The sequence below is a fragment of the Lutimaribacter saemankumensis genome, assembly GCF_900100005.1.
Taxonomy (GTDB): Bacteria; Pseudomonadota; Alphaproteobacteria; order Rhodobacterales; family Rhodobacteraceae; genus Lutimaribacter; species Lutimaribacter saemankumensis.
Genome location: NZ_FNEB01000001.1, coordinates 118,890 through 140,757, shown reverse-complemented (window position 1 = coordinate 140,757; position 21,868 = coordinate 118,890). Strand labels below are relative to the sequence as shown.

The window sequence follows — 21,868 nt, the reverse complement described above, 5'->3', positions numbered from 1 at the left end:
CCGCGCTTCAGGCTTCGTCGACGACCGAGAACAGCGACGGCACGGCGGGACATGGGGCGAGGTCGTTTTCGACAACGTCGGACAGGCGCGTCTGATGCAGGAACACATAGACATGCGCGCTCAGCCCCTCCCACAAGCGGTTGGTCAGCGATTGCGCGCGGCTTCCCGAAAGGCCGCCGCTGGCACCCGCCCCCTTGTGCATCGCGTCCACGGTTTCGTCCACCGCGCCCAGAACATCGACGATCCGAATGTCGCTGGCAGGTTTCGCCAACCTGTAACCACCGCCCGGCCCGCGCACGGATTCGACCAGTCCCGCACGGCGCAGTTTGACGAATAGCTGCTCCAGGTAAGGCAGCGACACGTCCTGCCGTCGGGAAATATCGCCCAGCGTGACAAGATCGCCCGCGGGCTGAAGTGCAATATCGGCAAGCGCAACCATCGCGTACCGCCCCTTGGTGCTCAGTTTCATGGGTGCGCCCCTCGCCAACACATTGACCTGACAGGGCGAAACGCTTATCTCGCGTTAAGCCCCGGCCGGCCCGAGCCGGCGTTTAGAACGGTTCTAAAGAGCTTGAGCGAATTCGTCAAGATTACGCGCCAGGCCAAAGCTGACAAGGAAACCCATGCCCGAGGTCATTTTCCCAGGCCCCGAAGGCCGACTCGAAGGCCGCTACCATCCGCAGAAGGAACGCGACGCTCCGATCGCGATCGTGCTGCACCCGCACCCGCAATTCGGCGGCACGATGAACAACAAGGTCGTGTTTAACCTGCACTATGCCTTTTATAACATGGGCTTCACCGTTCTGCGCTTCAATTTCCGCGGCGTCGGCCGCAGCCAGGGCGAATACGACCAAGGCGTCGGCGAATTGTCCGATGCCGCGTCGGCGCTCGATTACCTGCAGTCGATGAACAGCAATTCCAAGCATTGCTGGGTCGCGGGCTTCAGCTTTGGTGCCTGGATCGGGATGCAGCTCTTGATGCGCCGCCCGGAAATCACCGGGTTCGTTTCGGTTGCACCGCCCGCAAACATGTATGACTTCTCGTTCCTGGCACCCTGCCCGGCTTCGGGCCTGATCATCAACGGCACCGCCGACCGCGTGGCGCCGCCCGCCGACACCGTCAGCCTTGTGAACAAGCTGCACGAGCAAAAGGGCATCACGATCACCCACGAAGAAGTCGAGGGCGCAGGCCATTTCTTTGAAGAGCCGCACATGGACACGATGATCGGCACGGTCACCGAATACGTGAAGCGGCGTCTGACGGAAACGACACGGTAATCCCATGGGCGTCACCGAGGATCTGGCAGACGAACTGGCGCGCGACACCATCAAGGTGATGGAAGCGACGGGTGACGAAGACCTCGTGGCCGAAGTGTCGAAACTGCTGCAAGCCTCGTCCACCCCCACGCAAGAGGCGTTCATGGCCGCCGTGCGCGTCCGCCTTGCCGTGGGCCGCGCGCGCAAGTTCCTGAAACAAAAGGCGCTTGCCGCCAAGAAGGCGCAAGACGGGGAATGACAGGCCCTGCCCGTCTTGACGCCCAGATGGCCTTTCTGACCGAGGCCTGCCGCCTGAAATCCGTCACCCGCGCGACCACGCTCTGCGATGCGTCGCGGCCCGAAAATTCGGCAGAACACAGCTGGCACCTTGCGCTCTATGCGCTGGTTCTGGGCGAACATGCGCCCGGCGATGTCGACATCGCGCGCGTGATCAAGATGCTTTTGCTGCATGACCTGGTGGAAATCGACGCGGGCGACAATCCGATCTACGGCCAGGTCGACCACGCCGCCGTCGCCGCCAGCGAACAAGAAGCCGCCGACCGCATTTTCGGCCTGCTTCCCGCCGATCAGGCGACCGACCTGCGCGCGCTCTGGGACGAATTCGAAGCGGCACAGACCCCGGACGCTCAATTCGCCAAGGCGCTCGACCGGTTCCAGCCCCCGAACCAGAACCTTGCATCGGGCGGGATAAGCTGGCTGGAGCACGACGCCACGCTCGACAAGGTCGAAACCCGTGTCGGCACACCGATTGCCCGTGGCGCGCCTGCGCTGTGGGATTGGGTCGCGCCGCGCATCCGCGCCTGGTTCGCCGCGCGCTGACGCTTGCGTCGCGCTACGCCTTCGATTTCTTGCGCTTTTCCTCGGCGATGACCTTTTCCGCCAGGTCGCGCGCGATGGCGAAGGCACCCTTGATCTTGTCGGCCTCGTTCTTCCAGTCGCGCCGCACGACGATCTTGTTGTCCTTGACCTTGGCCAGCCCCTTCTGGCCCTGGATAAACTCGACCAGACCCTGCGGCGAGGCGAACTTGTCGTTGTGGAACTGGATCGTCGCGCCCTTCGGCCCGCCATCGAGCTTGGCAATACCTGCCCGCTTGCACATCGCCTTGATGCGCACGACCAGCAGCAGTGTGTTCACTTCCTTGGGCAATTTTCCGAAGCGGTCGATCAGCTCGGCGGCAAAGCCTTCCAGTTCAACTTTGCTGTGCAACCCACTGAGGCGGCGATACAATCCAAGCCGCACGTCCAGGTCGGGCACGTAATCTTCGGGGATCAGAACCGGCACGCCCAGATTGATCTGCGGGGCCCATTGCTCATCCGGCCCGGTCAGGCCTTCCATTTCGCCCGCGCGGATCTTGGCGATCGCCTCTTCCAGCATCTGCTGGTAAAGCTCGTATCCCACGTCGCGCATCTGGCCGGACTGCTCTTCGCCCAGCAGGTTGCCCGCACCGCGAATATCCAGATCCTGACTGGCCAGCGTAAAGCCCGCGCCCAGACTGTCGAGACTGCCCAGAACGCGCAGGCGCTTTTCGGCCGCCGGCGTCAGCGGTGTGCGCGGCTTGGTCGTCAGATAGGCATAGGCCCGCGTCTTCGAGCGCCCCACCCGTCCGCGTATCTGGTAAAGCTGCGACAGCCCGAACATGTCGGCGCGATGCACGACCATCGTATTGGCGGTCGGGATATCCAGCCCCGATTCCACGATGGTCGTGGCCAGCAGCACGTCATACTTGCCGTCGTAAAAGGCGTTCATGCGGTCGTCCAACTCGCCCGCCGCCATCTGGCCATGCGCCACGACATACGAAACCTCGGGCACCTGGGACTGAAGGAAGTCTTCGATCTCGCGCAGGTCGCTGATGCGCGGCACGACATAGAACGACTGTCCGCCCCGGTAATGTTCGCGCAACAGCGCCTCGCGGATGGTCACACCGTCGAATTCGCTTACATAGGTGCGGATCGCCAGGCGGTCGACGGGCGGCGTGCCGATGATCGACAGGTCGCGCACGCCCGACAGCGACAATTGCAGCGTGCGCGGGATCGGCGTCGCCGTAAGCGTCAACACATGCACATCGCTGCGCATCTGCTTCAGCCGCTCCTTGTGGGCCACGCCGAAATGCTGCTCCTCGTCGATCACCAGCAGGCCAAGGTTCTGGAATTTTACGCCTTTCGCCAGCAACGCATGGGTGCCCACGACAATATCGACAGTGCCGTTGGCCAGCCCTTCGCGGGTCTTTGCGGCCTCCTTGGCGGAAACGAAACGCGACAGCGCCCGCACCTGCAGAGGAAAGCCCCGGAACCTGTCGGCAAAGCTTTTGAAATGCTGTCGCGCCAGCAACGTCGTGGGCGCGATCACGGCGACCTGCACCCCCGACATCGCCGCGACAAAGGCCGCGCGCATCGCGACTTCGGTCTTGCCGAACCCCACGTCGCCACAGATCAGCCGGTCCATCGGCTGCCCGCTCGTCATGTCGGCAAGCACGTCCTCGATCGCGCGCAGCTGGTCGTCGGTTTCGGTATAGGGAAAGCGCGCGCTGAACTCTTCCCAGGCGTGGGGCGGCGGCTCCATCACCGGCGCGCGGCGCAGCGCGCGCTCGGCCGCGATGCGGATCAGCCGGTCGGCCATCTCGCGGATGCGTTCCTTGAGCCGGGCCTTCTTGGCCTGCCAGGCGCCCCCGCCCAACCGGTCCAACAGCCCCTCTTCGTGGCCGAATTTCGACAGCAGTTCGATATTCTCGACCGGAAGGTACAGCTTGGCGCCCTCGGCATATTCCAGCAAAAGGCATTCATGCGCGGCGCCTGCGGCCGTCACCACTTCCAGCCCCTGATAGCGCCCGACCCCGTGATCGACATGCACCACCAGATCGCCCGGCGACAGCGATTGCGCCTCGGTCAGGAAGTTCTCGGCCCGCCGCCGGCGCTTGGGCGCGCGGATCAGCCGGTCGCCCAGCACATCCTGCTCGGAAATGACGGTCAGCCCTTCGGCCTCGAACCCCTGTTCCAGCGCCCAGACCGCCAGATGCAGCCCGTGCCGGCCCACGCCGCCCATGTCGCGCACATGCACCGCACCGATCAGCCCTTCGTCCGCGATCAACCCGTCCAGACGTTCGCGCGCACCTTCCGAATAAGACGCGATCACCACCGGCCCCACGTCCAGCCGCGCTTTGACATGATCCGCCAAGGCCCCGAAAAGGCTCAGGGATTCGGCCTGCCGCTCGGGCGCGAAACTGCGCCCGACACGCCCGCCCGCGTCGATCACGTTCGGCCCCGAGGCCTGCGGCAACGGGCTGAACTGCAGCACGCGCCGGTCCTTCAGCGCCGCGTCCCAGCCGCCATCGTCGAGATAAAGCAGCCCCGGCGGCACCGGTTTATAGACGGTATCGCCGCGCCCCTTCTGGGTCATCGCGTGGCGGCGGGTTTCGTACTGATCGACGATCCCCTCCCAGCGGCTGATGCGCGTGGGCGCCACCTGGTCGTCCAGCGTCACGCTCGCGCCGGGAAGGTAATCGAACAGAACCTCCAGCCGGTCGTGGAAGAACGGCAGCCAATGCTCCACGCCCTGGTGCTTGCGCCCCGCGCTCACCGCCTCGTAGAGCGGGTCGTCCGTGCCCGCCGCACCGAACTCGATCCGGTAATTCTGCCGGAACCGCAGGATCGCGGCCTCGTCCAGGATCACTTCGCTGACCGGGGCCAGCTCCACCACATCCAGCTTTTCCGTGGTGCGCTGGCTGACCGGGTCGAACCGCCGCGCGCCATCCAGCGTGTCACCGAAGAAATCCAGCCGCACCGGCCCCGCCTCACCGGGCGGGTAGATGTCGATGATGCCGCCGCGAATGGCGTAATCGCCTGGCTCGGTCACCGTGGGTGCCTGCACAAACCCCATGCGCACCAGAAAGGCACGCAACGCCGCCTCGTCCACCCGCTCGCCCACATGGGCGGTGAACGCCGCCTCGCGCAGGACATCGCGCGCCGGCAGGCGCTGCATCGCCGCACTCAGCGTGGTCAGCAGCACGAACTGGCCCGGCGCACCATGCACCAGCCCCGCCAGCGTCGCCATCCGCGCAGCCGAGATATCGGCATGCGGGCTGACCCGGTCGTAAGGCAGGCAATCCCAGCCGGGAAAGCGCAACACCGGCATGCCCGGCGCAAAAAAGCGCAGCGCAGCCTCCATCGCCGCCATACGCTTGTCATCGCGCGCGACATGGATCACGGGCGCGTCGCTGCGCGCCACCTCGTTCAGGATCAGGCGGGCGTCAAACCCCTCCGGGGCGCCCCCAACCGTTATTCGGGTCATCGTCTACCTGTTGTTCGATCGCGCCCATCGGGCCGAAATGGTTGCCCATGCCGGCCTTGAGGTTCTGGTACATACCCCACATGGCGGTGATGAAAATGGCGATCATGCCCACCACCTGCACCATGATCCGGTGCCGCCACAGGATCTTGCGCAACTCCGGGCCATGCGCGCGGCGCAGCTGGATCAGGCGCGCGGTGTTCAGGCTCAATACCCCCACGATCGCCATGGGAAAGGCCATCAGGAACACCGCCTGCGCCATCTGGATGCCGTACAGGAACCCGATCAGCGCCAGCGAGGTCAGGAAAAAGCAGGTCAGCCCCAGCAGCCACAACCCCGCGATGCGCGAAATGCCCAGCAGGCGGTTCGTCATCACGCGCGCCATGTCTTCCAGGTCGGCCTCGGCCTGCCCGCCCCGGCTGCCCGCGCGGCTGACCATGTCAAAGGGAATGCCCAACACCCAATGGCTGGCCGTCGACCACAGAACCGCAAGCGCAATCCAGTACCAGACGCTGGAGAAAGAGCGCAGATCGATCAGCGCGGTGAGATTTTCGAACCAGTCCAACGGCGTGCCTCACTAGGATACGGCGCTTCCTTATCGCCCCTTTGCGGCAATTCCTACCCTTGAGATGCGCGAATTTCCATGCCAGTGCTTTGCAACGCCGAAGCCAAGGAAGAAAACCATGAAACCCAGCCAGGCCCCTTTTCCCGCCACAAGGTTCCGCCGCACGCGGCAAAACGCGCAAATCCGCGCACTGGTCCAGGAAAACACGCTGACGACGGGCGATCTGATCTGGCCGGTCTTCCTGCGCGACGGTGCGGACGTGTGCGAACCGGTGTCCTCGATGCCCGGCGTCAACCGCCTGTCCGTCGACAACGTGGTCAAGGCCGCGCGCGAGGCGGCCGATCTCGGCATCCCCGCGATCTGCCTCTTTCCCTATACCGATCCCGCGAAAAAGACCGAGGATTGCGCCGAGGCCTGGAACCCCGACAACCTGTCCAACACCGCCACCCGCGCCATCAAGGACGCCGGGATCGAGATCGCGGTGATGACCGATGTCGCGCTCGACCCCTATAACAGCCTTGGCCATGACGGCTTCGTGGTGGACGGCAAGATCCCCAATGACGAAACCGTCGAGGCGCTTGTGAAACAGGCGCTTTCCCAGGCCCGCGCGGGCGCCGACATCATCGGCCCCAGCGACATGATGGACAGCCGCATCGGCTCGATCCGCACGGCGCTGGAATCCGAAGGGTTCAAGGACGTTATGCTGCTGTCCTACGCCGCGAAATACGCCAGCGCCTTCTACGGCCCGTTCCGCGACGCGGTGGGCGCGTCGGGCGCGCTCAAGGGCGACAAGACCACCTACCAGATGAACCCCGCCAACTCGAACGAGGCGCTGCGCCTCGTCGAACGCGACCTGCGCGAAGGCGCCGACATGGTGATGGTGAAACCCGGCATGCCCTATCTCGACATCTGCCGCCGGGTAAAGGATGCGTTCGGCGCGCCGACCTATGCCTACCAGGTGTCGGGCGAATACGCGATGATCGCGGGCGCGGCGCAGAACGGCTGGATCGACGGGCAAAAGGCGATGCTGGAAAGCCTGATGTGCTTCAAGCGCGCGGGCTGCGACGGGGTGCTGACCTATTTCGCCCCCCAGGTCGCCCGCATCCTGAACGGGGCATAGCCCCCCCTGCTTCATCTTGCCCCAAATACCTCCGGGGGGTGAATTGGGCCGCAGGCCCAAGAGGGGGGCAGCGCCCCCCTTTCCGGTCGGATCGGCGCAGCCGGTCCGAAACCGGGCGCGGCTTCCCGCGCATGGCCACAACTGATAGTGACAGACGTCCCATCTACCCCTATACTCAGCGCCAGACCGGCGTCCCAAGCCGGCAGAGCAGTTCGTAAAATCAACAACCAGAATACAGGCACCGCCATGACGAATTTTACCCGACGCAGTTTCACGCTGGCAGCCCTTGCCGGTGCGGGTGCGACCGCCGCTTGCGGCAACGGCATCGGCAGCACCGGCCCCGCGACGATCGACGCGCGCGTCGACTCGACGCTGAACTATCTCTTCAGCTCCTACCCGGCCACGCGCGACATCGCGCAAAAGTCGACCGGCCAGCTTGTCATGCCGCTGGTGACCGAGGCCGGCCTCGGCATCGGCGCGGGCTATGGCCGCGGCGCACTGCGCGTGGGTGGATCGACGGTCGATTACTACTCGGCCACCAAGGGCAGCTTCGGGCTCCAGATCGGGGCGCAGCAATACGCCCATGTCCTGTTCTTCATGACCGACGAGGCGCTGATGCGCTTCCGGCGCTCCTCGGGCTGGGCCGCGGGCGCCGATATCGAATATGTCTTCAACGACAAGGGCGACAACATCCGCGCCGAGACCACCACTTCGACAGCCCCTGTGCTGGCGGTGATCTTCGGCCAGGCAGGGTTGCTGCTGGGCGCCACGCTGGAAGGCGTGAAATACACCCGCATCATCCCCTGACGCGAGACAAAGACCCCGGGTGGCCCACTCCCCCCGCCCGGGCCAATCTCCGGCGACGCATCCCGTCGCCGGTTTTTTTGGTGCCGGTCCTTTCCAGCCTCAATGCAGCGTGAACTCCCCCACCACGTTGCGCCACTCGCCGGGTGCGATCATCTTGCGGTGGGTAAAGCGCACCGAATGAAGCGGGCCCTCGATCTCGTCCTGCCAGAATTCGATGAACTTGAAGAGCCGCGGATGATCCGGGGCCAGGTCGTAGTCCTGCCAGATGAAAGTGTTCAGCACATGCGCGTAATCGGGCATGTGGTAAAAGAATTCCGCCGTGGTCAGGCCATAGCCCTTGAGCAGCAATTCGGTTTCCCTGTTTTCCATCCTCAACCTCGAAAAACTGTTGTTATGGAAAAATCATGCCCGATCAAATTTAATTTTCAACAAAAACAGTATGTTATCAGTCGCCAACGCTGGCTGCCAATATAGTGGGCGGTCTTTGATTGCACCCCATATCGTGGCTCTGATATAGTTGTGGCAACTATATGTAGAGCGCCAGAAAAGAACGGGCAGAGCACGTGAACGACACGCCGGAAACCCCTGAAAACGATGAAGAAAAAGGCCCCGAACGCCCCGCGTATGATGGCCCCACGATCTCGATCACGGACGAACTGAAATCGTCCTATCTCGACTATGCGATGTCGGTGATCGTCAGCCGTGCGATTCCCGATCTGCGCGACGGGCTGAAACCGGTGCACCGCCGCATCCTTTACGCGATGCACGAAAGCGGCAACACGCATGACAAGTCCTATCGCAAATCGGCCCGGCCCGTGGGCGACGTGATGGGCAAATACCACCCCCATGGCGACAGTGCGATCTACGACGCTCTGGTGCGCATGGCGCAGGATTTCTCGATGTCGCTGCCGTTGCTCGACGGCCAGGGCAACTTCGGCTCGATGGACGGCGATAGCCCCGCCGCCATGCGCTACACCGAGGTGCGCATGGACAAGCCCGCCGCCTCCCTTCTTGCGGATATCGAGAAGGAGACCGTGGACTTCCAGGACAACTACGACGGCAAGGACCGCGAGCCGACCGTCCTGCCCGCGCGCTTTCCCAACATGCTGGTCAACGGCGCGGGCGGCATTGCCGTCGGCATGGCCACCAACATCCCGCCCCACAACCTGGGTGAGGTGGTGGATGCCACGCTTGCGCTGATCGACGACCCCGATCTCAGCTCGGAACAGCTGATCGAATACATCCCCGGCCCCGATTTCCCCACCGGCGGCATCCTTCTGGGCCGGTCGGGCGCGCGCAAGGCTTATCTCGAAGGGCGCGGCAGCGTCATCATCCGCTCCAAGACCCGCGTGGAAGAGATCCGAAAGGACCGCTACGCCATCATCATCGACGAAATCCCCTACCAGGTGAACAAGTCGACGATGATCGAAAAGATCGCCGAACAGGTGCGCGAGAAAAAGATCGACGGCATCGCCCATGTGCAGGACGAATCCGACCGCGACGGTGTGCGCGTGGTGGTCGAACTGAAGCGCGACGCCACCCCTGACGTGGTGCTGAACCAGCTGTTCCGCTTCACCCCGATGCAGACCTATTTCGGCTGCAACATGCTGGCGCTCAATGGCGGCCGCCCCGAAACGCTGACGCTGCGGCGGTTCCTGACCTCGTTCATTTCCTTCCGCGAAGAGGTGGTCGCCCGCCGCACCGCCTATGACCTGCGCAAGGCCCGCGAACGCAGCCACATCCTGTGTGGCCTGGCCGTCGCCGTCAGCAACGTGGACGAGGTCGTGGCCACGATCCGCGCCTCGGCCGATGCCGCCGAAGCCCGCGAAAAGCTGATGACCCGCCGCTGGCCCGCGCAGGACATCCTGCCCTATATCGCGCTGATCGACGATCCGACCCATACCGCGAACGAGGACGGCACCTACAACCTGTCCGAGGCGCAGGCCCGCGCGATCCTCGACCTGCGGCTCCAGCGCCTGACGCAACTCGGCGTCAAGGAAGTCACCGACGAGCTCGAAGAGCTGGCCGGCAAGATCAAGGAATACCTGGAAATCCTGGGCTCGCGTGAACGGATCATGGGCATCATCGCCGATGAACTGCGCGACGTGAAAGACCAGTTCGCCGTCCCCCGCCGGACCGAAATCGTCGACTGGTCGGGCGACATGGACGACGAGGACCTGATCGAACGCGAAGACATGGTCGTCACGATCACCCAGGGCGGCTATATCAAGCGCACGCCGCTGGCCGATTTCCGCGCGCAGAAACGCGGTGGCAAGGGCCTTTCGGGCGGCGCTCTCAAAGACGACGACGTGGTGACCAACCTCTTTGTCGCCAACACGCATACCCAACTGCTCGTCTTCACGACCGACGGCATGGTCTACAAGCTGAAAACCTGGCGGCTGCCGCTGGGCGGGCGGACCTCCAAGGGCAAGGCCATCGTCAACATCCTGCCGATCCAGCCCGGCGTGTCCATCGCGGCCATCATGCCCGTCGACCGCCCCGAGGACGAATGGCAGGATCTGCAGATCTTTTTTGCCACCACCGCCGGTGATGTGCGGCGCAACGCGCTGTCCGATTTCACCAACGTCAAATCCAACGGCAAGATCGCGATGAAACTGCCCGAGGGCGTGGAAATGGTGAATGCGCGCATCTGCTCGGAAGACGATGACGTGATGCTCGTCACCGATTCCGGCCGCGCGATCCGCTTCCCCACCACCGAGGTGCGGGTCTTCAAGGGCCGCGATTCCACCGGTGTGCGCGGCATCCGCCTGTCGGGCGACGACAAGGTGGTGTCGATGTCGGTGATCCGGCATTTCGAGGCCACGGCCGAGGAACGCGCCGCCTATCTCAAGATGCGCCGCGCGGTGGCCGGGCTGACGGACGATGCGGAAACGGATGACGACGATGTCGCCGTGGCGGGCGAACTGAGCGCCGACCGCTATGCCGAAATGTCGGCTGCCGAAAACCTGATCCTCACGATCAGCGCCGGCGGCACCGGCAAGCTGTCCTCCAGCCACGACTACCCCGTGCGCGGGCGTGGCGGCATGGGCGTCGCCGCGATGGACAAGGCGATGCGGGGCGGCCCGCTCGTGGCGTCCTTCCCGGTGGAACTGGACGACCAGATCATGCTCGCCACATCCAAGGGCCAGTCGATCCGCGTGCCTGTCGAGGGGATTTCCTTCCGCTCGCGCAGTGCCGGCGGCGTCAAGGTATTCAACACCGGCAAGGGCGAAGAGGTGGTTTCCGTCGCATGGATCGCCGATCAGGGCGACGAGGACGAGGGCGAAGCCGAAGGCGGCACCGAGGAATAAACCACTCGGTGCAGTCTACCCGCCCGGAACAGCCGCAGAGCAGCCCGGGCGTCGCACGCCTTCGAAACCGCTTTCGAGGTTCCAAGAGCAGGCAATGGTCAGGCAAAGGCGCGGCCAATGCCTGATCTTATACCCCGTAAAGCGCGCCGAATTTCGCCTCGAGATACTCCAGCAACGGTCCCTCGCTCGGCTCTTGTCCGCAAGCCCGCGTTATCACCTCGCGCGGCTCGTAAAGCCCGCCGTGTCGCTGCACGTTCTCGCGCAGCCACCCGGTCACGCCCGACAGATCGCCCTCGGCCAGTTGCGCCTCCCAATCGGGCACGGCCGCGCGGAGCGCCTGCATCAGGCAACCGGCATAGACATTGCCCAGCGTGTAGGTCGGGAAATAGCCGAACAGCCCCTCGGACCAATGCACATCCTGCAGGCAGCCATTCGACGGCTTGTCCACCGCATAGCCGAAATCGGCCTCGAACCGGGCGTTCCACGCCTCTTCAAGGTCCGCCGCCTCCAGCTTTCCGGCGATCAGGTCGCGCTCAAGGTCGAACCGCAGCAGGACATGCAGGTTATACTGCACCTCGTCGGCCTCGGTGCGGATATAGCCGGGTTTCAGCGCGTTGACGGCGGCATAGAACGCATCCGGCCCCGCCAGCCCCAGATCGCCGAACGCCTCGCGCATCCGCTCATACAGCCAGCCGGTGAACGCACGCGACCGTCCAAGCTGGTTTTCGTAGATGCGCGACTGGCTTTCATGCACGCCCATCGACACGCCCTGCCCCAACGGCGTCAGCCCATAGGCCGGGTCGATCCCCTGCTCATAGGCGGCGTGACCGACCTCGTGGATGGTGGAGTAGAAGCAGTTGAACGGGTCGGCAGGATTGGTGCGCGTGGTAATGCGCACATCGTCGCCCGAGCCTGAACTGAACGGATGCACCGCCTTGTCCACGCGCCCGCGCGCCATGTCATAGCCGAATGTCTTCGCCAGCACCCGCGACAGGCGCATCTGCGCGGATTCGTCATAATCGCCGCTCAGCGCCTCCGGGGCGGGCTTTTCCAGACAGGCCGCCCGAAGCGCCACAAGCCGCGGGCGCAGCGCGCCGAACATCGCCTCCAGCCCGGCGGCGGTCGCGCCCGGTTCGTAATCCTGCAACAGCGCGTCATAGGGATCGCCGCCATCGGCCAGCGCCGCGCCTTCCTGCCGCTTCAGCTCGATCATCCGCTCCAGCATCGGCAGGAAATGGGCCACGTCCTCGGCCCCGCGCGCCTCGGCCCAGCGTTGATGGGCGAGGCTCCGGGTACGTGCGATCTCGGCCGCAAGCGCGGCAGGCAGGCGCGTCGCACGGGCGTAGTCGCGGCGGATATGGCGCATCTGCGCCTGCCCCACCGCATCCAGCGCGGCATCGTCGATCGCGGCCAGCCAGTCGCCCACGGCAGGGCTGGTGCGGCGCTCGTGCAGGATGGCGGCCACGGCGGCCATCTCTTCGGCCCGCTGTGCGCCCGCCCCGCGCGGCATCACGGTTTCCTGGTCCCAGCCCAGCCGGCCGGCGACCTGGGAAAGGGCCTGGGTCTGGCGCTCATGCGCCATCAGATCGTCAAAGGCACTCATACCTGCTTACCCCCGAATGGATTGTGCGACGGGATAGCCCGACAGGAACCGCGCCCGCAGGATCAGCACCCAGACGATGACGGCCAGCACCTGGTGCACGATCGCCACCTGCCACGGTGCGCCGGTGATCACGGTGAAAATGCCCAGCACCACCTGCGCCACCAGCGCGATGAACGCGGCGGTAAAGGCGGTGCGCGTGACGCCATGCGCGCTCTTGCGGCCGCGCAGCCAGACCACCACCGCAAACGCCAGCAGCAGGTAACCTGTCACCCGGTGGATGAATTGCACCAGCCCCGGATTTTCAAAGAAATTGCGCCAGGCCGGTTCGAACAGGAACGGATCGGGCGGGATGATCTGCCCGCCCATCAGCGGCCAGTCGGTATAGCTGCGCCCGGCGTCGATCCCGGCGACCAGAGCGCCCAGCAGGATTTGCAGGAACGCGAAATGCAGCCAGCCCGTCGACATCCCCCAAAGCTTGCCCTCTTTCAGACGCCGCGCCTGCATCAGCTCGCGCTCTTCGCGGCCCAGCAGGAACACGTACCAGGCGATGAACCCCAGGATCACGAAGGCCAGCCCCAGATGCGTCGCCAGCCGGTAGCTGGCCACATCGGTCATCGACCCGGTCAGACCGGACGACACCATCCACCAGCCGATCGCCCCCTGCAGGCCACCCAGCACGCCCAGGAAAAAAAGCCGCCCCGTCCAGCCGGCGGGGATCTTGCGGGTCACGAGAAAGCCAAGGAACCCCAGCGCCCAGACCAGGCCGATCACGCGGCCAAGCTGGCGATGGCCCCATTCCCACCAGTAGATTACCTTGAAATCGTGCAGTTCCATCCACTGGTTCTGGATCTGGAATTCCGGGATGGCCTTGTATTTCTCGAACTCGGCCATCCAATGGGCCTCGGTCATCGGCGGGATCGCGCCCCGGATCGGCGCCCATTCGGTGATCGACAATCCGCTGTCGGTCAGTCGCGTCAGCCCACCCACGGCGATCATCACCATGACCAGCGCGAACAAGAGCATCAGCCAGACCCGAATTGCCCCGCGCGCCCCGCGCCGTCCTGCCTTGTCGATGAACCCGCCCTGCGGTTCGGCCACCGCCTCGCGGCTTTCAACCTCTTCGAAAATGCTGCGTTTTCCGCTCATTCCCTGCCTCCGAATGACTTGCGCGAAAGGTAAGACGCGCGCCCCGCGCCGTCCAGTCAGATACGGGTTATCCGCGCTCTTTCCAGCGCACCATTTGACGCATGATACCGTGGAGCATCTGCACATCTGCGCGGGTCATGCGCATCCGCGACCACAGATTGCGCAGGTTCGTCTTCATGCCCTCGGCCTTTGCCTCGGGGAAAAAGAACCCGGCCTCCTGCAGGCGTTCCTCGTAATGTGCGGCCAGCTTTTCCACTTCCAGCCCGGTGGCCCATTCGGTGCGGCCCATATCGTCGCTTTCATGGGCGGTCTCGGCCACCTGGCGGCGCCATTCATAGCCCGTCAGCAACACGCATTGCGCCAGGTTCAGCGACGGAAATTCGGGGTTCACGGGAACCGAGATGATCGCGTTGGCCTGGGCGATGTCCTCGTTTTCCAGGCCCGCGCGTTCGGGGCCGAAAATCACCGCCACCTTTTCGCCCGCGGCGATGCGCGCGGCGGCATCCTTCATCGCGGCCTCGGGGCTGAACACCGGCTTGGTCAGCCCCCGCGGGCGCGCCGTGGTGGCATAGGTGTAGGTGCGGTCGGCCAAAGCCTCGGGCAGGTCGGCACACAGCATCGCCTCATCCAGCAGGCGGCCCGCGCCGCTCGCCATGGCCACGGCCCGCTGGTTGGGCCAGCCGTCGCGCGGGGCCACGACGCGCATCCGGTCCAGTCCGAAATTCCACATCGCCCGCGCCGCGCCCCCGATATTCTCGCCCATCTGCGGGCGCACGAGGACAAAGGCCGGCTGCTGTCGATCTGTTGGCATGGGTCGCTCCGTTTCGGGTCACGCGCCGTGTTAGGGGAAAGCCGGGCGGGTGAAAAGACCCCGCCGGCGCGCAGGCCGGGCATCTTGGGCCTAACCCCCTTGGCGCACAGGCCTTTTCCGCGCTATAGGGGCCAGACCAAGTGCAGGAGCGCATCATGGCCCAAGCCGAGCAGCCGCAAATCTACCTCGTCACCCCGCCCGAATTCGAACTCAGCCGGTTTCCCGACGCGCTGGCCGGGGTGCTGGACAGCCATGATGTGGCGTGCGTGCGCCTCAGCCTCGCCACCCGCGACGAGGATCGCATCGCGCGTGCGGCCGACGCCCTGCGCGAGGTCACCCATGCCCGCGACGTGGCGCTGGTGATCGACAGCCATATCCTGATGGTCGAACGTCTGGGCCTCGATGGGGTCCACCTGCCCGACGGCGCGCGCAACGTGCGCAAGGCGCGCAAGGAACTGGGCGAGGACGCCATCGTCGGCGCGTTCTGCGGCGCATCGCGCCATGACGGCATGAACGCGGGCGAAGCCGGCGCCGATTACGTCAGCTTCGGCCCGCTGTCCGGCGCCAGCCTGGGCGACGGCACGCTGGCCGACCGCGAAATGTTCGAATGGTGGTCGCTGATGATCGAACTGCCGGTCGTGGCCGAAGGCGGCCTGACACCCGAGATCATCCGCGACCTTGCCCCGGTGACCGATTTCTTCGCCATCGGGTCCGAGATCTGGGGCGCCGGCGATCCGGCGTCGGAACTGGCCGCACTCAAGGCGGCGATGGGCTGATCCGCCCGCGCGGTTTCCGTTAACAATCGCGCGGTTTTGCCCGGGACTACGTAAAATCGCGACGGGACGGCAGAAAATCCCCTGCGCCGACGGCAAAATCAGCGCGGTATCTCCGTCAAACCGCGCGATTTCCGGTCGTCATTTGTCAGGAACTGCGCGGTTTCGGCCTCGAACCGCGCGGATTAACGCCTTTCGGGCGGCATTCCGGCCCTGACTGCATCCTCCAGATGGGCCGCCAGCGACTTGCGGTTTGGAAAGTCATCCACCCGCACAGGTTCGTGATAAATCACTTCGACCGCGCCTTGTTTCGGGGCTGCCAGCACCTTCAGAAGATGCGGCCCGAACTCCATATCGCCCCACCATCCGTAAAACCGCGGATCGGCCCCTTCAGGCGCGCGGTAGACAACGGTGCAAGGCTGGATGTGCATTTCGTGGCGCAGATGATCCGAAAAGAACGCCTGGAAAAGCGTTGTTTTAAAAGGCAAAACCACCATCCCGTCAGTGGAGGTGCCTTCAGGGAAAAACAGCAGCTTGTGGCCCGCCAGCAGACGATCCTCGAAGATGTCCTGCTGTTTGCGCGCATCGCGGCGGTCGCGGTTGATGAACACCGTGCCGGTCGCCTTGGCCAACGTGCCGATCCCCGGCCAGCCCGCCACCTCGGCCTTGGAGACGAAATAGATCCGTTTGCCCGCGTTCAGCGTGAAGATATCCAGCCACGAGGAATGGTTCGCCACCACCGCCCCCCGCTGATCCATCCGCGCCCCCCTGCGGCTGTATTTCATGCCGAGGATGATAAAGGCGGATCGGCAAACAAACACGGTAAGATAAGGGGTTAGCGGCCGTTTCTTACCATAGAATGGCCGCTCGATCAGGTAATGGCCGACGAACATCAGCCCCAGGCACACGCCGATCACGGCGATCAGCGCCAGACCGCGCAGAAAGACCCTGACCCAGCCCATGACCGGTATCCGTTCGTGCGCCGGCTCCGGCGGCATGTCCCATTCGGGCATCATCCACCCGTGCCCCTGGTATAGATCGCCCGCTGCCGGTCGCTCATCCTCGCGGTGTCGAGGATCAGGCAGACATCGGTCGTGTTGAACGCACGGTCGATCCACGCGCCTTCGCCCACGAAGCCGCCAAGACGCAGGTACGCCTTGATCAGGGCGGGGATTTCCAGCACCGCGGCCTTGCGGTCCAGCGCGTCGGCGGCGATCCGGTCCATCGCGGCGAAATGATCGGGCCGCGCGCGCACGCGCAGGTCAGGCGGGGCCAGATGCCCGTGATGCAACAGCGACAGCGGCGCTGCAAGCGCATCGGGATCGGTGCCGTGGAACGAGGCGACGCCGAAAAGAATTTCCACTTTATGGTCAGCCACATACGTGGCAAGGCTATTCCAGAGATGAAACATCGCCATGCCGCCGCGGTAATCGCGATGGAGGCACGACCGCCCAAGCTCCAGCAACCGGCGTCCCGACGATTTCAGCACCGAAAGATCGTATTCGTCCTCGGAATAGAACTGGCCGATCCGTCCGGCCTGATCGCCGCGCAGCAGGCGGTAAACGCCCACCACCCGATCGCCGGCATCCCGCGCTTCGTCGCGCAGGATCAGATGGTCGAAAAAGGGGTCGAAGCGGTCCCTCTCTAGGCGGTTTTCGTGGTCCACCATCGCACCGCCGCCGCCCAGTTCGTCCACGAACACATCATAGCGCAGACGTTGCGCGGCACGCAGGTCTGCCTCGCTTTCGGCCAGCCGGACGGTGAAGATGGGATCATGCGTAAGCGGCATGTGATATGCGGATCCTGCGGAAAAACCTGCGCGTGTTTAGGGCAAGAGCGCGCCCAAAGGCAACATGAACCGGGAATCCGCGCTGATGGCGGTCCGCGCTAACCCTTTGTTAACCCGGTTCAGTCATCAAAGACGGGTTCGAGAGCGATCCGGGCCCCGTCGATGACCACCTTGCCCGTGTCCGGAAAGTTTACGGTTATGCGTGTGCCGATCCGTGACTGCACCTGCCCCACACCCCATTCCGGGCATTGTGGGTGCCGGACAAGCATTCCCGGTTCAAGAAATCCATTGAGGTCGTCCATGGCCCATACCTTTTGCGGGGGGTTCGATTTGCCGAAACATAGTGCGCAACTGGCCGCCTTGGTAGGGTCGCGTATCTGCCATGACCTGATCAGCCCCGTCGGCGCCATCGGAAACGGATTGGAACTGATGGAGATGGATGGCCAGTCCGGCCCGGAAATGGCGCTGGTCCATGACAGCCTTGCCAACGCGCAGGCGCGTATCCGGTTTTTCCGCGTGGCCTTTGGCGCGGCGGATGCCGGGCAGTCCGTCGCCGCGTCCGAGATACGGGGCATCCTGTCCGGCCTCGAAGGCGCAGGGCGGCAGGAATTGCGCTGGCAGCCCGACGGCGACGTGGCACGCCGGGATGCGCGGTTGGCGTTCCTCGCGATCATGTGCCTGGAAACCGCCCTGCCCTTTGGCGGTTCGATCACGGCCAGCCACGATGGTGCGTCATGGCAGATCGCCGGACGCTCGAAAAAACTGCTGATCGACGAAAAGCTGTGGGAGGCGCTCAATCGGCCCGGCGCGGATGTCGCGCCGTCCGAGGTGCAATTCGCTTTGCTGCCGCTGCTTCTTGAGGAATGCGGAACGCGTCCCCGCACCCGCATCGGGCCCGAGGAAATCACGATCCGGTTCTGATCCGGTCAGGCGCGGGTCGTTCCGTCGCCTTCGACAAGATACTTGAAGCTGGTCAGCTGCGCCGCACCCACCGGGCCGCGGGCGTGCATCTTGCCCGTTGCGATCCCGATTTCGGCCCCCATGCCGAATTCACCGCCATCGGCGAACTGGGTCGAGGCGTTGTGCATCAGGATCGCGCTGTCGATGCGTTCAAAGAACCGCGCGACGGCAGCAGGATCTTCGGCGATGATGCATTCGGTGTGGTGCGAACTGTAGCGGCGGATATGGTCGATCGCGCCATCCACGTCATCGACGATCTTGGCGGCGATATCCATATCCAGGTATTCGCGGCCCCAGTCGTCGTCGGTGGCGAGGTCGGTTCCCGGCAGCCCCTCGCCCGCGTGGACGCGGACACCCGCCTCCATCAACGCGCGGCTCAGATCGGCGCCCAGGCCATCAGCGATGTCGCGGTGGATCAGCAGGCATTCGGCCGCGCCGCAGATCCCCGTGCGGCGTGTCTTGGCGTTCATCACTACGCGCAGCGCCTTTTCCGGGTCTGCGGATTTGTCGATATAGACGTGCACGATGCCTTCGAGATGGGCAAAGACAGGCACGCGCGCCTCGCGCTGGACAAGCCCCACCAGCCCCTTGCCGCCACGCGGCACGATCACGTCGATATAGTCGGTCATCGTCAGCATTTCGGCCACCGCCGCGCGGTCGCGGGTGGGAACGCGCTGAATGGCGTCTTCGGGAAGGCCCGCGGCGCGCAGCCCCTGCACGAGGCAGGCATGGATCGCGCCGGAGGAGTGAAAGCTTTCAGAGCCCCCCCGCAGGATCACCGCATTGCCGGCCTTGAGGCAGAGCGCGCCGGCATCCGCCGTCACGTTGGGGCGGCTTTCATAGATCACGCCGACGACACCCAGGGGGGTGCGCACGCGGCGGATATGCAGCCCGCTGGGCATGTCCCATTCGGCCAGAACAGCGCCGACGGGATCGTCCTGCGCCGCGACCGAGCGCAGCGCGTCGCAAATGCCGGAAACCCGCCCCTCGTCCAGCATCAGGCGGTCCATCATCGCGTCCGACAGCCCCTTTTCGCGGCCATAATCCATGTCGCGGCCATTGGCGGCGATGATGTCGGCACGGTTTTCCCAGACCGCATCGGCGGCGGCCATCAGGGCGTTGCGCTTTGCGTCGGCGCTGGCAAAGGCCAGTTCGGCTGCCGCCGCGCGGGCGCGCTGGCCGATCTCGGCCATCAGGGCGGGGATGTTTTCAAGGTCTTTCATGGCGTCTGCCCTTGTATCTGGCGTCTGTTTGCGGCGTGGCGGTTGCGGCGCGTTAAAGTGCCATATCGTCGCGATGAATCAAAGCGGCGCGGGCCGGATAGCCAAGAACCGGCTCGATCGCGTCCGAGCGCAGGCCCTTGATCGCGACCGCTTCGGCGGCGGTGTAGCGGCTCAGCCCCTGGCCCAGCTTGCGCCCCGAGGCATCGCAGATCGCGACCGGATCGCCGCGGCCAAACGCGCCCGTCACCTGCGCGACACCCGCGGGCAACAGGCTTTTGCCTTGGGCCAGGGCGCGCGCGGCTCCTGCATCGACCGTGATCTGGCCGCGCGGCTTCATCGCCGCGATCCAGCGCTTGCGGGCGGCCTGCGGGTCGCCTTGCGGGCGGAACCAGGTGGCGTTGGCGCCGTTTTCAAGCGCCGTCAGCGGGCGCGTGACCGACCCTTCGGTGATCGCCATGGCGCAGCCTGCGGCCGTCGCCATCTTGGCCGCCATCAACTTGGTCACCATGCCGCCCTTGGACAGGCCCGACACGCCTTCGCCGGCCATTGCCTCGATCTCGGGGGTGATGGTGTCGATCACGTCGAAACGGCGGGCGGCCGGATCGGTCTGGGGGTTGGCAGAGTAAAACCCGTCGACATCCGACAGCAGGATCAGTTGATCGGCCTCCACCGTGACGGCGACCTGCGCGGCCAGCCGGTCATTGTCGCCATAGCGGATTTCATCCGTCGCCACGGTGTCGTTTTCATTGACGATCGGGATGACGCCCAGCGACAGAAGGGTTTCCATCGTCGCGCGGCTGTTCAGGTACCGGCGGCGGTCGGCGCTGTCTTCGAGCGTGACCAGAACCTGCGCCGTGGTCAGACCGTGCGGGGCCAGCGCCTCTTCGTAGGCGCGCGCCAGGCGGATCTGACCCACCGCGGCGGCGGCCTGGCTTTGTTCAAGCGGCAGGTCGCGGGAGGTCAGCCCCAGCACACCCCGCCCCAGCGCGATCGACCCGGACGACACAAGCACGACATCGGCGCCAAGCGATTTCAACCACACCACATCCAGCGCCAGCGCATGCAGCCATTCGGCGCGCAGGCTGCCTGTGGCCCGGTCGACCAGCAGGGCCGAACCGATTTTTATCACGATGCGGCGGGCGTCGGTCAGGGTTGCCAAGGCGCGTCCTCTTCGGCGGGTTTTTCACGCAGGCGGCCCGCGTCGATATGGGCACGCAGCGCGCGAAGCACGTCATCGACACCCTCGCCCGACACGCCCGACATAAGCATCACGTCGCGTGCGCCTGCGGCCTGCAATTCGTCGCGCAGGAAGGCGCGCTCCTCGTCATCAAGCGTGTCGATCTTGTTCAAGACGGTCACGCGCGGTTTTTCCGCAAGGCCGCCACCATAGGCGGCCAGTTCGTCCAGGATGGTCTGGTAATCCTCGACCAGAGTGCCCGAGCTGCCATCGACAAGGTGCAGCAGCACCGCGCAGCGTTCGACATGGCCCAGGAACAGGTCGCCCAGGCCACGGCCTTCGCTGGCGCCTTCGATCAGGCCGGGAATGTCCGCGACGACGAATTCCACCCCGTCGATACCAACGACGCCCAGATTGGGATGCAGGGTGGTAAAGGGATAATCGGCCACCTTGGGCCGTGCGTTCGACGTGGCGGCCAGGAAGGTCGATTTGCCCGCGTTGGGCAGCCCGACAAGGCCCACATCGGCAATCAGCTTGAGCCGCAGCCACAACGTGCGTTCGACGCCTTCCTGGCCCGGATTGGCGCGGCGCGGGGCCTGGTTGGTCGACGTCTTGAAATGCAGGTTGCCCCAACCACCATTGCCACCCTTTGCCAGCAGCACGCGCTCGCCCACCTCGGTCAGGTCCGCGATCAGGGTTTCCTGGTCTTCGTCGAGGATTTCGGTGCCGACCGGCACGCGCAGAACGATGTCCTTGCCATCCGCGCCTGTGCGCTGACGCCCCATGCCGGGGCGGCCGTTGTCGGCAAAGAAATGCTGCTGATAGCGGAAGTCGATCAGCGTGTTGAGGCCATCCACGGCCTCGACCCAGACCGAGCCGCCATCGCCGCCGTCACCGCCATCGGGTCCGCCGAATTCGATGTACTTTTCCCGCCGGAACGACACGCAGCCGTTCCCGCCTGCGCCTGAGCGGATATAGACCTTTGCGAGATCGAGGAACTTCATGGACCACTCCTTCGTGATCG

Annotated in this window: 21 protein-coding genes; 8 read left to right on the top strand and 13 right to left on the bottom strand. The window is 64.8% G+C overall.

Annotation, left to right across the window (positions count from 1 at the left end):
- Positions 1 to 7: 7 nt before the first annotated feature.
- Positions 8 to 469, bottom strand: a complete 462-nt coding sequence (iscR, locus tag BLT50_RS00670) for a Fe-S cluster assembly transcriptional regulator IscR (protein ID WP_090025456.1) — start codon at positions 467 to 469, stop codon at positions 8 to 10.
- 154 nt (positions 470 to 623) lie between these two features.
- Between iscR and BLT50_RS00665 the strand changes: the two genes are divergently transcribed.
- From BLT50_RS00665 to BLT50_RS00655, 3 genes are read left to right on the top strand one after another with little or no spacing between them, the layout of a single operon-like run.
- Positions 624 to 1,277, top strand: coding sequence for an alpha/beta hydrolase (locus tag BLT50_RS00665; RefSeq protein WP_090025454.1), 654 nt, complete (start codon positions 624 to 626; stop codon positions 1,275 to 1,277).
- Positions 1,278 to 1,281: 4 nt separating this feature from the next.
- Positions 1,282 to 1,515, top strand: coding sequence for a hypothetical protein (locus BLT50_RS00660; RefSeq protein WP_090025451.1), 234 nt, complete (start codon positions 1,282 to 1,284; stop codon positions 1,513 to 1,515).
- Positions 1,512 to 2,096, top strand: a complete 585-nt coding sequence (locus BLT50_RS00655) for an HD domain-containing protein (protein ID WP_090025449.1) — start codon at positions 1,512 to 1,514, stop codon at positions 2,094 to 2,096. Before BLT50_RS00660 ends, BLT50_RS00655 begins: the two co-directional genes overlap by 4 nt.
- A gap of 13 nt (positions 2,097 to 2,109) precedes the next feature.
- Here BLT50_RS00655 and mfd read toward each other — a convergent pair whose 3' ends face one another.
- Positions 2,110 to 5,562 (bottom strand): transcription-repair coupling factor, encoded by a 3,453-nt coding sequence (gene mfd / locus BLT50_RS00650; protein ID WP_090025447.1) that lies wholly within the window; start codon positions 5,560 to 5,562, stop codon positions 2,110 to 2,112.
- Positions 5,522 to 6,124, bottom strand: coding sequence for a component of SufBCD complex (locus BLT50_RS00645; protein ID WP_245723243.1), 603 nt, complete (start codon positions 6,122 to 6,124; stop codon positions 5,522 to 5,524). Before BLT50_RS00645 ends, mfd begins: the two co-directional genes overlap by 41 nt.
- A 118-nt stretch (positions 6,125 to 6,242) precedes the next feature.
- On the opposite strand from BLT50_RS00645, the gene hemB reads away from it, so the two are divergent.
- Both hemB and BLT50_RS00635 read left to right on the top strand, forming a co-directional pair.
- Entirely contained in the window at positions 6,243 to 7,244 is a 1,002-nt protein-coding gene (hemB, locus tag BLT50_RS00640) for a porphobilinogen synthase (RefSeq protein WP_090025444.1), read from the top strand.
- A gap of 246 nt (positions 7,245 to 7,490) precedes the next feature.
- Positions 7,491 to 8,051, top strand: coding sequence for a lipid-binding SYLF domain-containing protein (locus BLT50_RS00635; protein WP_090025438.1), 561 nt, complete (start codon positions 7,491 to 7,493; stop codon positions 8,049 to 8,051).
- 99 nt (positions 8,052 to 8,150) lie between these two features.
- Here the strand turns inward: BLT50_RS00635 and BLT50_RS00630 are convergent, their stop codons facing one another.
- On the bottom strand, positions 8,151 to 8,420 hold the full coding sequence (locus tag BLT50_RS00630; protein ID WP_090025436.1) for an usg protein: 270 nt from the start codon (positions 8,418 to 8,420) through the stop codon (positions 8,151 to 8,153).
- A gap of 194 nt (positions 8,421 to 8,614) precedes the next feature.
- Between BLT50_RS00630 and gyrA the strand changes: the two genes are divergently transcribed.
- On the top strand, positions 8,615 to 11,362 hold the full coding sequence (gene gyrA / locus BLT50_RS00625; RefSeq protein ID WP_090025432.1) for a DNA gyrase subunit A: 2,748 nt from the start codon (positions 8,615 to 8,617) through the stop codon (positions 11,360 to 11,362).
- 127 nt (positions 11,363 to 11,489) lie between these two features.
- On the opposite strand, the gene BLT50_RS00620 is transcribed toward gyrA, so the two are convergent.
- The 3 genes from BLT50_RS00620 to BLT50_RS00610 all read right to left on the bottom strand — a co-directional run bounded on the left by BLT50_RS00620 (position 11,490) and on the right by BLT50_RS00610 (position 14,922).
- The gene (locus BLT50_RS00620; protein ID WP_090025429.1) at positions 11,490 to 12,965 is read right to left on the bottom strand and encodes a carboxypeptidase M32; all 1,476 of its coding nucleotides are present in this window, start codon (positions 12,963 to 12,965) and stop codon (positions 11,490 to 11,492) included.
- Between the two features lie 6 nt (positions 12,966 to 12,971).
- Positions 12,972 to 14,111, bottom strand: coding sequence for a heme A synthase (ctaA, locus tag BLT50_RS00615; protein ID WP_090025427.1), 1,140 nt, complete (start codon positions 14,109 to 14,111; stop codon positions 12,972 to 12,974).
- Positions 14,112 to 14,178: 67 nt separating this feature from the next.
- Positions 14,179 to 14,922: an RNA methyltransferase gene (locus tag BLT50_RS00610; protein WP_090025425.1), complete on the bottom strand. Its 744-nt coding sequence runs from the start codon at positions 14,920 to 14,922 to the stop codon at positions 14,179 to 14,181.
- Between the two features lie 155 nt (positions 14,923 to 15,077).
- Here BLT50_RS00610 and BLT50_RS00605 point away from each other — a divergent pair, with 155 nt between their 5' ends.
- A complete protein-coding gene (locus BLT50_RS00605) occupies positions 15,078 to 15,698 on the top strand; it encodes a thiamine phosphate synthase (RefSeq protein ID WP_090026932.1) in 621 nt (206 codons plus the stop codon).
- A gap of 182 nt (positions 15,699 to 15,880) precedes the next feature.
- Here the strand turns inward: BLT50_RS00605 and olsA are convergent, their stop codons facing one another.
- The 3 genes from olsA to BLT50_RS00590 all read right to left on the bottom strand — a co-directional run bounded on the left by olsA (position 15,881) and on the right by BLT50_RS00590 (position 17,786).
- The gene (olsA, locus tag BLT50_RS00600) at positions 15,881 to 16,711 is read right to left on the bottom strand and encodes a lyso-ornithine lipid O-acyltransferase (RefSeq protein ID WP_425433918.1); all 831 of its coding nucleotides are present in this window, start codon (positions 16,709 to 16,711) and stop codon (positions 15,881 to 15,883) included.
- Complete coding sequence (gene olsB, locus BLT50_RS00595) at positions 16,708 to 17,484, bottom strand: L-ornithine N(alpha)-acyltransferase (RefSeq protein WP_090025422.1); 777 nt, start codon at positions 17,482 to 17,484, stop codon at positions 16,708 to 16,710. Before olsB ends, olsA begins: the two co-directional genes overlap by 4 nt.
- A gap of 119 nt (positions 17,485 to 17,603) precedes the next feature.
- A complete protein-coding gene (locus BLT50_RS00590) occupies positions 17,604 to 17,786 on the bottom strand; it encodes a DUF3553 domain-containing protein (protein ID WP_090025420.1) in 183 nt (60 codons plus the stop codon).
- Here BLT50_RS00590 and BLT50_RS00585 point away from each other — a divergent pair.
- Entirely contained in the window at positions 17,785 to 18,405 is a 621-nt protein-coding gene (locus BLT50_RS00585) for a histidine phosphotransferase family protein (protein WP_090025419.1), read from the top strand. The two genes, BLT50_RS00590 and BLT50_RS00585, sit on opposite strands and share 2 nt — an antisense overlap.
- A gap of 5 nt (positions 18,406 to 18,410) precedes the next feature.
- Here BLT50_RS00585 and BLT50_RS00580 read toward each other — a convergent pair whose 3' ends face one another.
- The 3 genes from BLT50_RS00580 to obgE are packed head-to-tail and all read right to left on the bottom strand — an operon-like array spanning position 18,411 to position 21,848.
- A complete protein-coding gene (locus BLT50_RS00580) occupies positions 18,411 to 19,667 on the bottom strand; it encodes a glutamate-5-semialdehyde dehydrogenase (RefSeq protein ID WP_090025416.1) in 1,257 nt (418 codons plus the stop codon).
- A gap of 52 nt (positions 19,668 to 19,719) precedes the next feature.
- Positions 19,720 to 20,826, bottom strand: a complete 1,107-nt coding sequence (gene proB, locus BLT50_RS00575) for a glutamate 5-kinase (RefSeq protein ID WP_090025413.1) — start codon at positions 20,824 to 20,826, stop codon at positions 19,720 to 19,722.
- On the bottom strand, positions 20,814 to 21,848 hold the full coding sequence (obgE, locus tag BLT50_RS00570) for a GTPase ObgE (RefSeq protein WP_090025411.1): 1,035 nt from the start codon (positions 21,846 to 21,848) through the stop codon (positions 20,814 to 20,816). Before obgE ends, proB begins: the two co-directional genes overlap by 13 nt.
- Positions 21,849 to 21,868: the final 20 nt, after the last annotated feature.